12 protein-coding genes and 1 pseudogene are annotated in these 14,296 nt (G+C 60.7%); 10 read left to right on the plus strand and 3 right to left on the minus strand.

Annotated elements, in window-relative coordinates; all coding sequences use genetic code 11:
* Nucleotides 1-279 precede the first annotated feature (279 nt).
* From NKJ37_RS21280 to NKJ37_RS21300, 5 genes are all read left to right on the plus strand, one after another.
* The gene (locus NKJ37_RS21280; RefSeq protein ID WP_352774922.1) at nucleotides 280-729 is read left to right on the plus strand and encodes an alcohol dehydrogenase catalytic domain-containing protein; all 450 of its coding nucleotides are present in this window, start codon (nucleotides 280-282) and stop codon (nucleotides 727-729) included.
* 40 nt (nucleotides 730-769) lie between these two features.
* Entirely contained in the window at nucleotides 770-1,075 is a 306-nt protein-coding gene (locus NKJ37_RS21285; RefSeq protein WP_352675274.1) for a zinc-binding dehydrogenase, read from the plus strand.
* A gap of 820 nt (nucleotides 1,076-1,895) precedes the next feature.
* Nucleotides 1,896-3,110 (plus strand): glycosyltransferase family protein, encoded by a 1,215-nt coding sequence (locus tag NKJ37_RS21290; protein WP_128303851.1) that lies wholly within the window; start codon nucleotides 1,896-1,898, stop codon nucleotides 3,108-3,110.
* Between the two features lies 1 nt (nucleotide 3,111).
* Nucleotides 3,112-4,356 (plus strand): glycosyltransferase, encoded by a 1,245-nt coding sequence (locus NKJ37_RS21295; protein WP_352774924.1) that lies wholly within the window; start codon nucleotides 3,112-3,114, stop codon nucleotides 4,354-4,356.
* Nucleotides 4,353-5,504, plus strand: a complete 1,152-nt coding sequence (locus NKJ37_RS21300) for a glycosyltransferase family protein (protein WP_023809542.1) — start codon at nucleotides 4,353-4,355, stop codon at nucleotides 5,502-5,504. The genes NKJ37_RS21295 and NKJ37_RS21300 overlap by 4 nt, the downstream gene beginning before the upstream one ends.
* A gap of 36 nt (nucleotides 5,505-5,540) precedes the next feature.
* Here the strand turns inward: NKJ37_RS21300 and NKJ37_RS21305 are convergent, their stop codons facing one another.
* Complete coding sequence (locus NKJ37_RS21305; protein WP_081734794.1) at nucleotides 5,541-6,206, minus strand: class I SAM-dependent methyltransferase; 666 nt, start codon at nucleotides 6,204-6,206, stop codon at nucleotides 5,541-5,543.
* A 233-nt stretch (nucleotides 6,207-6,439) separates the two neighbouring features.
* On the opposite strand from NKJ37_RS21305, the gene NKJ37_RS21310 reads away from it, so the two are divergent.
* From NKJ37_RS21310 to NKJ37_RS21320, 3 genes are read left to right on the plus strand one after another with little or no spacing between them, the layout of a single operon-like run.
* Entirely contained in the window at nucleotides 6,440-9,154 is a 2,715-nt protein-coding gene (locus NKJ37_RS21310) for an ABC transporter transmembrane domain-containing protein (RefSeq protein ID WP_352442505.1), read from the plus strand.
* 34 nt (nucleotides 9,155-9,188) lie between these two features.
* Complete coding sequence (locus NKJ37_RS21315) at nucleotides 9,189-9,635, plus strand: cyclic nucleotide-binding domain-containing protein (RefSeq protein WP_031212612.1); 447 nt, start codon at nucleotides 9,189-9,191, stop codon at nucleotides 9,633-9,635.
* A 23-nt stretch (nucleotides 9,636-9,658) separates the two neighbouring features.
* Entirely contained in the window at nucleotides 9,659-10,513 is an 855-nt protein-coding gene (locus NKJ37_RS21320; protein ID WP_023809545.1) for an MBL fold metallo-hydrolase, read from the plus strand.
* A gap of 1 nt (nucleotide 10,514) precedes the next feature.
* Here the strand turns inward: NKJ37_RS21320 and NKJ37_RS21325 are convergent, their stop codons facing one another.
* Nucleotides 10,515-11,276 (minus strand): polysaccharide deacetylase family protein, encoded by a 762-nt coding sequence (locus NKJ37_RS21325; protein ID WP_352612688.1) that lies wholly within the window; start codon nucleotides 11,274-11,276, stop codon nucleotides 10,515-10,517.
* On the minus strand, nucleotides 11,273-12,361 hold the full coding sequence (locus NKJ37_RS21330) for a glycosyltransferase family 4 protein (RefSeq protein ID WP_023809547.1): 1,089 nt from the start codon (nucleotides 12,359-12,361) through the stop codon (nucleotides 11,273-11,275). The genes NKJ37_RS21325 and NKJ37_RS21330 overlap by 4 nt, the downstream gene beginning before the upstream one ends.
* Before the next feature lie 74 nt (nucleotides 12,362-12,435).
* On the opposite strand from NKJ37_RS21330, the gene NKJ37_RS21335 reads away from it, so the two are divergent.
* Nucleotides 12,436-13,617 (plus strand): DUF3095 domain-containing protein, encoded by a 1,182-nt coding sequence (locus tag NKJ37_RS21335; RefSeq protein WP_081734769.1) that lies wholly within the window; start codon nucleotides 12,436-12,438, stop codon nucleotides 13,615-13,617.
* 143 nt (nucleotides 13,618-13,760) lie between these two features.
* Nucleotides 13,761-14,048, plus strand: a pseudogene (locus NKJ37_RS31995) (NAD(P)-binding domain-containing protein); the annotation flags it as partial.
* Nucleotides 14,049-14,296 lie beyond the last annotated feature (248 nt).

The following is a 14,296-nucleotide window of genomic DNA, read 5'->3' on the forward strand; positions in this document are numbered from 1 at the left end:
AAGCGCCGAAACGCTTGTCCAATTATCCCCGGTTATCCCCGGCCCGTTCCGCTTCGATCGCCTCATCAGGAGGCCTCTGGTCGCGCACCAACTTGACGATCTGTTAGCCATGGCAATTGTCGACTAGTATACTTAGCTGGAGTGTTCATGCTGAGGTTCTTGTCAGCGCGCCGCAGTCGCTAGAAATCCGGCCGGGCGCCATGCCACAGCCCGGCGCCAGCGAAGTGGTCGTTCACGTCAGCCGTGCCGGCATCTGTGGCTCCGACATTCACATCCTGCATGGCTCCAATCCGTTCGCCGTTCTATCCGCGCGTCATCGGCCATGAGTTCGCGGGCACCGTCACCGCGCTCGGACGCCATGTGACCGGCGTTGCCGTGGGAGGAGGCCGCGCGGTGGTCGACCCCGTGGTGTCGTGCGGCCACTGCTATCCCTGCCGGATCGGCCGTTCCAATGTCTGCGCCAACCTCGAAGTGATCGGCGTCCATCGCGACGGCGGTTTCCGTAACTTCGTCGCCGTCCCGGCGCATAATGCCATTCCAATTCCGGCCGACATGCCGTTCAGTCTGGCGGCGCTGGCCGAACCGATTTCGATTGCCGCCAACGTCCTCGACCGCACCGGCTGTGGCTCTGATGATACCCTGCTGATCAGGGTGCCGGAACCGTCGGCGTCACGGTGCTGCAGGTTGGCAAAATGCATGGTGCCCGCTGCATCTGGCCGACATCGATGAAGCTCGCCTCGAGCGGGCGCTACGCTTCGGTGCGGACCGGGTGATCCACTCCGTGCGCGATCCCGTGCCGGCCGCGGTGCGCACGGAGAATGACGGTCTTGGCCCGACAATGGTCATCGACGGCGCCGGCATTCCCGCACTTCTTGACGAGGCCTGCCGCTTGGCCAGTCCGGCGGGCCGCATCGACCTGCTCGGCTTTTCGAATGCCCCGTCCAACCTCAGCCAACAGAAAGTGGTGCGCAAGGAACTGACCATCGTCGGCTCGCGCCTGAATCGCCGGCTGTTGCCACGCGTCGTCGAATGGCTGGCCGACAAGCGGCTCGATCCGCAAGGCATGATCAAGTAGCCTATAACTCATTGAAATTGCACTAAAATATCCGAAAATTCCAAAAGGGACCGACACTAGAGCCGTCAAAAAATTACGCTTTTGGTTTTAAAGGGAATTCGCCGCAAAGAATTTTCGAGGGTTCACCAACTATCGGGACCAATCGGGCGATTTTTGTACCTCACGACGTTCGACGGCCTGCCCAAGCCGTTTAAAGAAGTGCCGTCACCGCTCCAATAAGGCATTGGCATGGGCCATAACGATCGACAAGCAACCGGTGTCGCACACACCCTGCAGTTGGTGGTGTGTTGCGACCGCGCTGGCATCCACTCGATTCTTGCTGAAATTCCGGCTAGCTTGGCGACAGATGGCTCAATTTCTGGTCGGTGAATCACAATGAGACCGCCCGTCAAGAGAATAATGGGCGGCACCTTTGGTCCCGAGGCGAGTGCAATGGCGCACGAATGAATTCTACAACAATGCGCCGTGCGACGCCAGCGACCTTGCCCTTTCGTATGCGATCAAGCAATTGGCTATATGGGCAAGATAGGGGAATTTCACCTTTACCAGTCCGGATCGGAATCAAAAGGGATGATTTCTGCCGATTTTTTTGACATCGCTTTCCTCCTCGATCCATCCCACAATACAACAGGAAGTCTCTGCTCACACCCGCGCGGCGATATCCGCCACCCATCTAGTTCCGGACTCGCGATCAGAAAGCATATCTGAACGGCATTCCATAGAAGCAATATAAATTGAAAATTGCGGCCAAACCCAGGATGGTTTCGAAGCCGGCGGGCCACTCACGGTCTCAAGGCGAGAATTTAAGAGACGTTCAAGAATGACCCAGCACGCAGAAAACGCTCGAATTCTCATGTACAGCCACGACACGTTCGGGCTCGGCCACTTGCAGCGCTGCCGGACTATCGCGCATTCGCTGGTCGAGGATTTCCGTGGGCTTCAGGTGCTTATCATTTCGGGTGCGACTATCGCCGGCGCCTTCGACTACCGCGCCCGTGTCGACTTCGTGAAGATCCCCAGCGTCATCAAGTTGCGCAACGGCGAATACACCTCGTTGGAAAAGGACATCGATCTGCATGAGACGCTAAGGATGCGTCAGTCGATCATTCGCCACACAGCCGAGACCTTCCGGCCGGATATCTTCATCGTCGACAAGGAACCGCTCGGCCTGCGCGGTGAGATTGAGGACACGCTGTCCTACCTCAAGACGCGGGGCACCACGCTGGTGCTTGGCCTGCGCGAGGTGATGGATGCACCGCATCTGCTCGAAGCAGAGTGGGCGCGCAGGGATGTGATGCGCAAGATAGGCCTGTTCTACGACAAGGTCTGGGCCTATGGGCCGCCGGATTTCTACGATCCATTGACCGGCTTGGATGTGCCGCCGGCTGTCAGGGCAAAAATGAGATTCGTCGGTTTCCTGCAACGGAGCCTGCAGCGGAACCAGTTGCCCGGCCACCGGCCAGAGGGCGACTATATCCTGGTTACCACCGGTGGCGGCGGCGACGGCGCCGAATTGATTCACGACGTCATCGATGCTTATCAGCACGATCCGAAATTGCAGCACAAGGCGCTGATCGTGCTTGGGCCTTACATGCCGGCTCGCAAGCGCAACAAGTTGCTGAAGAAGGGGGCCACGATCCCCTACATCAAGATTATCGAGTTCGACAACCGCATGGAAGACCTGATTGCCGGCGCCAAGGCGGTAGTGGCGATGGGCGGTTACAATACTTATTGCGAGATACTATCTTTCGACAAGCCGGCGCTCATCGTGCCGCGCATCGAACCCCGCCAGGAACAACTGATCCGCGCGCGGCGCGCAGCCGAACTGGGCCTCGTCGAAATGCTTTTGCCGGAGGAAGCCAAGGACTCGCAGCGATTTGCCGATGCACTGGTGGCGCTGCCGAATCGGCCTCGTCCATCCCAGAGTAATCCACATCTGACCCTGGAAGGGCTCCCTCATATTTCCGAAATCGTCGCGGAATTGCTCGACCGGCAGGCTGGCCCTCACCTTTCGGTTATTGAAGGCATGAACTGAGTTGCAACATCGCAAGATCGTCGTGGTTCTGAAGGGTTATCCGCGCCTGTCGGAAACCTTCATCGCGCAGGAACTGCTCGGACTGGAGCGTGCGGGGTTCGATCTGATACTCGTTGCGCTCAGGCGGCCGACCGACGCAAAACGCCACCCCGTGCATGACGAGATCAAAGCGCCCGTCCATTATCTGCCGGAATATCTGCATGAAGAGCCGCTGCGCGTGGTTCGCTCGCTTTCTGCTTGTTTGCTGCGGCCGGGCTTCTGGCGTGCACTGGGATCGCTGGCCGTCGATATGCCGCGCGACTTTACGCGCAATCGCGCGCGCCGTTTCGGGCAAGCGCTCGTGCTAGCGGCCGAATGGCCCGAAGACGCGGTATGGCTGCATGCGCATTTCGCCCACACGCCGGCATCGGTGACGCGCTATGCCAGCCAGCTTCTTGGTCTGCCCTGGAGCTGCTCGGCCCATGCCAAGGACATCTGGACTTCGGCGGATTGGGATCTGGCCAGCAAGCTTTCCTCGGCGCGCTGGACGGTAACTTGCACGAAAACCGGCTTCGACCGTCTGAAAAAACTCGCCGACGGCAACTCGTCAGTGCATTTGAGCTATCATGGGCTCGACCTTGATCGCTTCGGCATTTTCGGCGAGGCACGAAAACAGCATGACGGCTCGGTGCCGGACGAACCGGTTATCGTTCTGAGTGTCGGGCGCGCCGTTGCAAAGAAAGGTTACGACACCTTGCTGGAGGCCCTTGCCCTCTTGCCCGGTGATTTAGCGTGGCGTTTCGAGCATATTGGCGGCGGCGAGGAACTGGAACGGCTCAAGGCGTTGGCGCAAAAGCTCGGACTGGATGGTCGCATCTCTTGGAAAGGCGCGCTCGCGCAGGAAGAGGTGCTTGAGCACTACCGCCGCGCCGATATCTTCGCCCTGGCCTGCAGGATCACCGCAAATGGTGACCGCGATGGTCTGCCGAATGTTCTGGTGGAGGCGGCCAGCCAGCGGCTTGCCTGCGTGTCGACCGATATTTCCGGCGTGCCGGAGCTTTTATCGCCGGATGAAACCGGGCTGCTGGTTCCGACGGAAAACCCAATTGCCCTGGCACAGGCGCTGGAGCGGCTGATCCGTGATCCCGTGCTGCGTGCCCGCCTCGGCGACACCGCAGAGGCGCGCGTGCGCGGCAATTTCGATCACATAGCAAGCATTGGACAGCTCAAGGAGCTGTTCGAACGGGAGTGGCGGGCCGCCGAATGAAGCGGCTGCGCGCGTTCTTCTATGTCCAGCACCTGCTCGGCATCGGCCATCTCGCGCGCTCCAGCCGCGTCGCGGCGGCTCTGGTCGATGACGGGTTTGACGTAACCATCGTCACTGGCGGAGCGCCGGTCGCGGGGTTTCCGGGATTGGGGGCAATATCTGTAACCCTGCCATCTGTCACCTCCGGTGATGAAGGATTTTCCGGTCTTGTCGACCTGCAGGGCAAGCCCATCGACGATGATTTCAAGAAACGGCGTTCAGAGATGCTGCTGCAGGCATTCCGGGATTGCAGGCCTGATATCGTCATTGTCGAGGCGTTTCCATTTGGGCGCCGGCAGATGCGTTTCGAACTCTTGCCGCTGATCGAGGCCATCGACGCGGCGTCGCCCAGACCGCTGCTGGTGACGTCAGTCCGTGATATCCTTCAGGAGCGCGTCAAGCCGGGCCGAAACGAGGAAACGGTCGATCTCGTTAACAGGCATTTTGACCTTGTCATGGTCCATGGCGATCCGGCTTTCGCAACCATCGACAAGACATTTCCACTGGCGGGAGCGATCAGGGCCGAGGTTGCGTACACGGGGCTCGTTGCCGCGCCACCAGCGCCCGCGGCCTCCGAGCGTTTCGACGTTGTGGTGTCGGTTGGCGGCGGGGCCGCCGGAAAGAGCCTTGTCCGGTCCACCATCGCATTAGCGCGGAATGCCGACAACGCCTGGAAATGGTGTCTGATCACCGGCCCAAACCTGCCGAAGGACGAATTTGACGCGATTACACGCGATGCGACGCCGCGCCTGTCCATCTTCCGGTTTCGCGAGGATTTCGCCAGCTTGCTGACCGGCGCCCGCCTGTCGGTCTCGCAGGCGGGTTACAACACTGTCTGCGATGTCCTGCGCGCGCGCTGTCGCTCGCTGCTCGTTCCCTTTGCAGCCGGCGGGGAAACGGAACAGACGGTTCGAGCCCTTATGCTCGAAGAGCTCGGCCTTGCAACGGTGCGGATGGAAAAGGACCTGACGCCTGAGTGTCTGGCGCAAGCGATCGAACAGGCGCTTGCGGGACCGGCGCCAGCGGCGCATCGTCTCGATCTGGAAGGCGCCCGTCACTCTGCGCAAATCCTGCGCGAGCGGCAACGAACCTGGTCCTCGAAATCCTAACGCAGGTCGCATCTCGTTGGATTCGCGAAACGCGCTTCAAACAGTTCCAATCAGCATGAAGCGCGTATATTTTTTTGTCGGCAGTTCGCCGGAGAACCTGATCTCCCGTAGCGCCGCCATTGCTTCGAAGGCTGCAAGCGAAGCCACGCAGTTGATGTGCGTCGGCTCGCTGAAGTAATCGTTCGATTGCAGCAGCACATTCGTGCCCCGCGGAAGCAGGGCCAGCCAGGCACCCAGCTCGGCTATGTGTTCGCAGCTCGTATTGACCACTAGGTCGGGCCGCCCGGCGGCATAGTCGAGTGCGTACATATCTTCCGTCAGCGCCCGGAAGCGGTCGCCGGCTTCCCGGTTGAGGGTCCGGGCGACCGGCCCGACTTCCGGATCGATGTCGATGCTGTCGATCGCCGCAATGTCGAAACGGGCGTCGTTGAAAAGCATTGCCGGCAATACGCCGTACCATCCACCCAGCACCCATATACGCCCGAACCGGCCGCCGCAGCTTCCAAACAGCTCGTCGAGCGCCCACATCTTGCAAGCGACCTGCTTGTGGTTGAAGGCGTTGGCGATGTCGGCCGTCGGATGCTTGGCGATGACGCGCGCCAGCCCGGCGACGAGAGGGTGGTCGACATAGGCGGCAATTCCCCGGGCGAGATCCAAGGCTTGTTCGTGCCCGCCGGCATTGCGTGCTTGTGTGACATCCATCATATTCGTCCTCTATGTTGGGATTTCGGGCGACACAACGCAATATTGCCTCACGCGAGCCTGTTCGACTTGCGGATAAGACGATGCCGCCAGCCGTTTCGCCGTTGCACGGTGGCGAAGGGGGCCGATTGCGTCTGTCCCGACCAGCGGCGTCCATCCGCGAAGACATTGCCGATACATCGTTTGCCAGCAGGTGCTTTCACCGCCTGCATCCTCCAAACTGACAGTCGCATATGGAACCCAGCCTAGCCCGCTATATCTGGACGCACACCCGGAAGCAGCAGATCTGGATATTGATGATCGTCCTGCTTTCGATGATCCCATATTTCATGTCCTTCGACCTGCCGAAGCTGATCGTCAACGGCCCGATCCAGGGGAAGGGGTTCGAGCAACCCGGCACGACCCTGCCCTTCATGAGATTGCACTATAACCTGCCGTTCATTGGCGAGGTCCAGTTCTTCTCCGGTTTTCAGCTTGACCGCAAGGAGACGCTGCTTGCCCTGAGCCTTGTGTTCCTCTTGCTGGTCGTCATCAACGGCCTGTTCAAACTCTACATCAACACCTACAAGGGCCGCCTCGGCGAACGCATGCTGCGGCGTATTCGCTTCGATCTGATCGATCGTGTGCTGCGGTTTCCGCCGATTTACTTCAAGCGGGTGAAATCCGCCGAAGTGGCGACCATGGTGAAGGATGAGGTGGAGCCGCTGGGCGGCTTTATCGGCGATGCCTTCCTGCAGCCGGTGCTGCTCGGCGGCCAGGCGCTGACGGCCATGCTGTTCATCATGGTCCAGAACGTCTGGCTCGGAATGATAGCGGTGGTGATCGTGATCATCCAGATCGTACTCATCCCGCGGATGCGGCGGCGGCTGCTCGTGCTTGGGCGCCAACGGCAGTTGACGGCGCGCGCGCTTTCTGGCCGGGTTGGCGAAATCGTTGACGGCATCGGCGCGGTTCACGTCCACGATACGTCGAACTACGAGCGCGCCGACATAGCTGCTAGGCTAGGGCTCATCTTCAAGATCCGCTTCGATCTTTACCAATGGAAATTCATGGTAAAGTTCCTCAACAATTTTCTCGCACAGCTCACGCCCTTTCTGTTCTACATGATCGGCGGGTATCTGGTCATCGGGGGCCGGCTGGACGTCGGCCAACTCGTGGCGGTGATCGGAGCCTACAAGGACCTGCCCGGACCGATGAAGGAACTGATCGACTGGGATCAGGATCGGCAGGATGTCCAGGTCAAATATCAGCAGGTCGTTGAACAGTTCACCGTCGAGGATATCATTGCGCCGGGAATCGCGGCACTGACGATCGACGATCGCGGTCCGATGACAAACCCGCTGTCGGCGGTCGGTCTCTCCATGGCAGACGATGGCGGTGCAATGCTCCTCAACCGTGTCTCCATGCAGGTCAAGCCGGCTGAGACGGTGGCGCTGGTCAGCACCCCGACAGGCGGAGCGGAGGCGCTAGCAGAAGCCTTCGCGCGTCTGAACTGGCCAGAGAGTGGAAAGGTCGCTTCGGGCGCCGATGACCTGCTTGAACTCCCCGAAGCCGTGACCGGCCGGCGCATGTCTTACGCCTCGTCGGATGTTTTCCTGTTCCAAGCAAGCCTGCGCGATAACCTGCTCTACGGGTTGAAGCATGCACCGCTGACATCGGTGACTTATGACGGCGCCGCGGCAGACCAGCAGCGCTGGAACATGGACGAGGCGCGCCGGTCGGGCAATCCGGATTTCGACGTCCATAGCGACTGGATCGACTATGCTTCCGCCGGTGCTACCGGCCCGCACGACCTCTTTGAAGCGGTGCGCCGGGTGCTCGACGCGGTTCTTCTGTCGCGCGACATACTGGATCTTGGCTTGCGCTCTTCGGCCGACCTCACGCGTCACACGAAGCTCGCCGGGCGGATCGTCGAACTGCGTGCAGCGCTGCGAACCCGGCTGGAACAGGAAGGGCTGCGCGAACTGGTGGTTCCTTTCGAGCCGGGCGCTTACAACACGGAAGCGACGATCGGCCAGAACTTGCTTTTCGGCGCCGCCGCCGGCCCCGAACTGGCCGACAAGGCTCTGGCGGCCAATCCCTACTTTGCTTCCGTGCTGAAGCAGGCCGGCCTCGACAGCACGCTCTACGAGATGGGCATGGAGATCGCCGAACAGGCCATCGAGCTGTTTGCCGACCTGCCGCCAGATCACCAGTTCTTCCAGCAGCTCGCCTTCATGAGCGCCGAGGAGATCCCCGCCTACGAGACCTTGCTGCAGCGGCTCAAGAACCGCCCCTACGAGGCGGTTTCGGAGGCCGACCGCGCCATGATCATCACCTTGAGCTTTGCCTATATCGAGCCCCGGCACCGCTTCGGCCTGCTGACCGACGAGTTGATGAGCAAGATCGTCGCCGCACGCAACCAGTTCTATGAAAACCTGCCGCCCGAACTGCACAACGCGATCGAACGGTATGATCCTGCCAAATACATTGCCGCGGCCACCGTCATGGACAATGTCCTATTCGGCCGTGTGGGAAACAACCATCCCGACGCCCCGGACCGCATACGCTCCATCGTCTATGACATTCTTGACGAGCTGGGGCTCTATGCCGAGCTTCTGGATGTCGGCCTGGACTTCAACGTCGGCGCCGGTGGAAGGCGGCTGACCGGCGGACAGCGACAGAAGCTCGATGTTGCCCGGGCTCTGCTCAAGCGTCCCGATTTTCTCATTCTCAACCGGCCGCTGTCGGCGCTCGACCAGCGCATTCAGGACAAGGTGCTGCGAAACGTGCTCGAGGAAGCCAGACGCGACGGCCATTCGCCGGCAATTGTGTGGGTCGTGACGAGTCCGGCAATGGCGATGATGTTCGATCGCGTTATCGTCTTTGACTCGGGTCAATTGGTGGAAGACGGTACACACGAGACACTTTTGGCAGAGAACGGTATCTTCAAGGAACTTCTGTCATAGTCTGGCAGACGCGAATTTAGGAAGGTTTGCGACAATGCTGCTCAAGGATGAAGTTGGAATGCTGCAACGCGTTCCCTTGTTCTCTGGCATTGAGCCGGCAAAGCTCAAGCTGCTCGCGTTCACATCCGATCGCGTGAATTACAGCGCCGGCCAGATTCTTTTCCGGCAGGGCGACGAGGCAGACGCTGCCTATGTCATCCTTTCAGGCAGGGCGGATATTCTGGTCGATTCCGACAGCGGGCCGATGAAAGTTGCCGAACTGCTGCCAAATTCGATTGTCGGCGAGATCGCCATATTGTGCAACAGCTCCCGCACTGCCACCGTCAGCGCGGCAAGTGATCTGGAGGCCTTGAGAATCCGCAAGGATCATTTCCTGAGGCTTATGAAGGAGTTCCCGGAAATGACCATCGAGATATTGCGGGTTCTTGCCGATCGGCTAAGCCATACGACCGCGGATCTGATCGACGCACGAAGCGCCTAGAGCTATGATGGGCGAAAGGTAGCATGGACGACGATTTTTTCCTGGTCAGATTTTGGGGCGTGCGCGGCAGCATTGCTGTATCCGGGCCAGAATTCGCTCGCTATGGCGGCAACACAATCTGCATTGAGATGCGATGCGGCAAGCATACGCTTCTGTTCGACGCAGGCTCTGGCCTGCGGCCTGCCGGCAAGGCGCTTCAGGCGTCGGATGTGACCGATTTCGACCTGCTTTTCACCCATTGCCATTACGATCACATCATCGGGCTGCCGGCTTTTGCGCCTATCTTCGACCCGAGCGTCAAGCTTACGCTTTGGTCCGGGCATCTTGCAGGACGCATGACGACCCGGCAGATTATCGATGAGTTCATACGGCCGCCGTGGTTTCCGGTGAAAATGAACGTCTGCAAGGCAAATCTCGACTGCCGCGATTTCGTATCCGGAGACGTGCTTCGGCCGCGCGAAGGGGTGGTGGTTCGGACCGGCAGTCTCACCCATCCGGGAGGCTGCATAGGCTACCGGATCGAATGGGGCGGCCGCGTCGTGGCGGTGATCACCGACACCGAGCACGAGCCGGACAAACTCGATCAGTCGGTGCTCGACCTGATCGAAGATGCCGACCTCGTCATTTACGATTGCACCTACACCGAGAAGGAAATGGAACGCCGCCGCGGTAACGGTCACTCGACATGGCAACAGGGCGTCAAGCTCTGTGAGGCGGCCGGTGCACGGGCGCTTGCGCTGTTTCACCACGATCCGACACGCACCGACGAGCAACTGGACGAGATGGAGAAGCTGGCCAAGGACAGGTTTGCCGGCGCTTTTGCCGCGCGGGATGGCCAGATGCTCAAATTCCCGGTCTCATCGCACAGAAAGCGCTGAGCTATTTTCCTTTACCCGCGTGGCGCCCGATCAATGTCCTGATCGGAAGCCATGCACAGGGTTCAGCCTGTGCGGTGACTGTCAACAATCGTTCGAGGAAAAGCCAGGCCGATTCATCATGTACAAGATGGTGGGTGAGCAGGCCGATCGGCTCGCCGTCGGATGCATGCTGCAAGTGTGCGATGATAGCCTGGACCAATACACCATGATCGCGGCAGCCGCGCGTGCCATGCCAATCCATGATGTCGACATTGCTGTTGATGACCGCCAATGAAGCCGGCTTCGGCGGCCCATAGACTGACAAGGCCGCAAAACCTATCGATCCAAGGTGGGATACCACGCCGGCGTCGATCCTGTTCCAGGGCGGCACCAGCATCGGAACGGCACGTGCGCCGTGCAGGCCGGTTACTCGCGACAGTCCGCGAGCCAGATCATCGAGCACCGCCTCGCGTGGCCGATGCGCGCCGAGCTCCTGCTTTTTCTGGTCCTCGGGCGCATGAGTCCGGTGCGCCCAGCCATGGATGGCGACCGTGGCATGCGGGGCCTCGTCGAGCCGGGCGACAAGCTTCGCGTCGGTCAGGGCCGGAATGACGGCCAGAGTGACCGGAACCGCGAATTCACCGGTGAGGTCGAGCAGCCGATCAAGCGCAGGCGTCGGATACACGGCGTCGTCGTCGCGCAGCCAGAACTCCGCCTTGCGGCCCGCCCGTTGCAGGCGCGCCAGCTCTTCCACCAAGGGCTGCCAGATCGGATCGGACGTCATGAGACCGGGACCTTCGCAATAAGTTCGGCCAGACGCGCAGCTGCGCCACCGAGGGAACGTTCTTCGAGAACGAAACGCCGGGCTTCCGCGGCCATGATGGTTCTTTCGTCGTCCCGGGCCAGAAGCCTTTCAATGGCGGAAGCGAACGCCGCGACATCGCCCGGCGGGGTGAGAAACCCGGTCTGGCCATCCCGCACGACCTCCGGCACGCCGGCGATGTCCTGAGCCACCACCGGAAGGCCGGCGGCCTGTGCTTCAAGATAGGCAACGCCGTAGGCCTCGCCATAACCCGGCCAGACATAGATTCCCCCGGTATAAAGGACATCCGGCACGGCGGCAGGCTCGATCGAGCCGATCCATTCGATACGATCGGCGGGCAAGCCGGCGAATTGCGCTTCGACCTCGTCGCGAGCTGGCCCGTCTCCGACGACCGACATGGTCCAGGGCATATGGCCGATCAAGCCGAGCGCTTGCGCCAGCATGCGATAGCTGCCCAGTTTGTCGCCCGGGCGCATCATGGCGACGGTAACGAGGCGCGTCGGACAACCCCGTGCCGGGATTTCCCGGAATGCCGATATGTCGATGAAGGGCGAAAGCATACCGAAAGCGGCCTTGGGAATAGCATCCGCCAGTCCCTGACGATCCCTTTGGGTGAAGCAGATGTTCAGAGCCGCTTGTTCGATGGCTCGCGCCACCAATGCTTGGCTATCGGCCCACAAGCCGGCATTGCGTCGCCTGGAATAGGAGGCTTCCGCTGTCACATAGGGGACAGCAAAGGCCGACGCCAGCTCCGGCCCGATCAAGTCGGGCGCCTTGTAATAGGGATGGTAGGTGAACCAGAGATCGGGCTTGCCGTCACGATCCCAAAGCTTGGTCAGCCGCGCGGCTTCCTCTGCGGCCTCGATCTTGAGTGCCTCGAAACTTTTCGACTCCGGCTGGCGTAGATAGAAGCGCAACTCAGATGCCAATTCGACGCTATGCCCTCCGTACTCCAGCGCTTTGACAAGCATCCGTGCCATCTGGCGGTCGCCGGAGACAACGGGATGATTGGGTGACTTCAGCGGCGCGTAGAAGGCAATTCGCATCGCGCGACCCTATCATCGGAAAGCCTGCGCAAGTCAATTTCCAAGCGTGATCGACTTCACCTTCAAGTCGTGGAATGTGCTATCTGATGGCCATGGAAACAGCTGTCGCGTCCGACCCTTTTGTCGCTTCTTTGCCGGTCTTCGCAAAGTTCGAAAGCGTTGCCGATATCGATAACTATCGGCCCCTCCCCGATGGCTGGGCGCTGGCCACTGCCGACATTGTCGGCTCGACCAAGGCGATCGAGGCGGGGCGCTATAAAACCGTCAATATGGCCGGCGCAAGCGTCATTTCGGCGCTGCTCAATGCGCTGGGTCGGCAAGATCTCCCCTTTGTCTTCGGCGGCGACGGCGCACTCGTGGCGTTTCCCGGCTCGGCGCTGGAGATCGCCCGCAACGCGCTGGCGGCCGTCCAAAGATGGGTGGCGGACGAACTGGGCCTGACCTTGCGCGCCGCGATCGTGCCGATAGGGGACATAAGGGCGCAGGGCCTCGACGTTCGCGTGGCGAGGTTCCAGGCCTCCGAAGCGGCCTTCTATGCCATGTTCGCCGGCGGTGGCGGCAGTTGGGCGGAAGCTGAGATGAAAGCGGGGCGCTACCGCATCGATCCTGCGCCGGTCGGCGCGCGGCCGGATCTGACCGGCCTTTCCTGCCGTTGGAACCCGATCGAAGCACGGCATGGCGAAATCGTCTCGATCATAGCCACACCGGGGGCGTCGCGCGACTTGCGCGGGTTTCAGTTTCTGGCTTCCGACATCATCGCCCTCGCCGGCAGGCAGGAGCGCGATGGCCACCCGGTGCCGGTGGACGGCCCGGGCTACAGTCTGCTGCCCGCCGGCCTGGATGTCGAGGCGCGGGCGATGGCCACGGCAGGATGGCGGTGGCGGTCGAAGCTGTGGATCGTGTTCCTGATGACGCTTACGGCTGTAACCGATCGATTTGGCTGGACGATTGGCCGTTTCGATCCGAAGGTCTACAAACGCGAGGTGGCCAGCAATTCGGATTTCCGAAAGTTCGACGACGGCTTGAAGATGACCATCGACGTTGACGCGGATGTGCTGCATCGGATCCAAGACCGGCTGAAGCAGGCGGAAGAGGCGGGCATCTGCAATTATGGCCTGCACCGCCAGAAGTCGGCCTTGATGACCTGCCTCGTCATCTCGCCGCTGCAGCGCGATCATGTTCATTTCATCGATGGCGCCGCCGGCGGCTACGCGATGGCTGCCGCAAGCCTGAAGGCGAAGGCGCCGGTCTGCTGACTGCTTGCGGAAATCGATTTCCGCAATATGCCCTCACTCATGGTTCTTGGCACCGGTGAGCCGCGCCATGGGAGCGGGTAGCCTGTCCGAATTGACGGGAAAGCAGATTTTTGGACGCCTAACGATCAACATATGACCGTCTTCTGAACCGGATTTCGAGGTGCGTCGCGCAAGTCGGCGTGATCGGACCGAGCTATGTCGGGTTGCCGCTGTCGGTTGCGATCGCACGCGCCGGGTTCCCGGTTTCCGGCTTCGACATCGAAGCCCGGAAGGTCGATGCCTGAGCAACGGCCAATCCTACTTGAGGCAGTGACGTCGACAGCCGTGCCGGCCGGGCGGTTCCGCACCACTGCGGATTTGCCGAACTAGCCGTCTGCGATGCCATCATAATCTGCGTTCCGACACCGCTGACGAAACACCGGGAGCCGGAGAGGATCCCCGAAGGATCCGATGCTGTCGTGTGGCAACCTACCACGACGCGATCGACTATCAGGCGATCGCTGATCACGCTCCTCTGGTCGTCGACACACGCAATGATTTTGGCCGCCTCGGGCTGGTCCAAGCGACAGTGGTGGTGAAGGCCCGACGATGTCTGAGACGGCGAATTCTTTGCCCGATGTCAGGATCGAGATTGCACTCCGCCGGAAGCCTCGCCACATAGGGTTCCAGGTGATAGATG

The organism is Mesorhizobium sp. M0140, assembly GCF_040322475.1.
Lineage (GTDB): Bacteria > Pseudomonadota > Alphaproteobacteria > Rhizobiales > Rhizobiaceae > Mesorhizobium.

What these genes read in the sequence shown, in the direction of transcription:
- NKJ37_RS21335 (WP_081734769.1), top strand. Translation starts at nt 12,436, where the DNA reads ATGTGCTATCTGATGGCCATGGAAACAGCTGTCGCGTCCGACCCTTTT.
- NKJ37_RS21325 (WP_352612688.1), bottom strand. Translation starts at nt 11,276, where the DNA reads ATGACGTCCGATCCGATCTGGCAGCCCTTGGTGGAAGAGCTGGCGCGC.
- NKJ37_RS21330 (WP_023809547.1), bottom strand. Translation starts at nt 12,361, where the DNA reads ATGCGAATTGCCTTCTACGCGCCGCTGAAGTCACCCAATCATCCCGTT.
- NKJ37_RS21280 (WP_352774922.1), top strand. Translation starts at nt 280, where the DNA reads ATGGCTCCAATCCGTTCGCCGTTCTATCCGCGCGTCATCGGCCATGAG.
- NKJ37_RS21310 (WP_352442505.1), top strand. Translation starts at nt 6,440, where the DNA reads ATGGAACCCAGCCTAGCCCGCTATATCTGGACGCACACCCGGAAGCAG.
- NKJ37_RS21290 (WP_128303851.1), top strand. Translation starts at nt 1,896, where the DNA reads ATGACCCAGCACGCAGAAAACGCTCGAATTCTCATGTACAGCCACGAC.
- NKJ37_RS21320 (WP_023809545.1), top strand. Translation starts at nt 9,659, where the DNA reads ATGGACGACGATTTTTTCCTGGTCAGATTTTGGGGCGTGCGCGGCAGC.
- NKJ37_RS21315 (WP_031212612.1), top strand. Translation starts at nt 9,189, where the DNA reads ATGCTGCTCAAGGATGAAGTTGGAATGCTGCAACGCGTTCCCTTGTTC.
- NKJ37_RS21300 (WP_023809542.1), top strand. Translation starts at nt 4,353, where the DNA reads ATGAAGCGGCTGCGCGCGTTCTTCTATGTCCAGCACCTGCTCGGCATC.
- NKJ37_RS21305 (WP_081734794.1), bottom strand. Translation starts at nt 6,206, where the DNA reads ATGGATGTCACACAAGCACGCAATGCCGGCGGGCACGAACAAGCCTTG.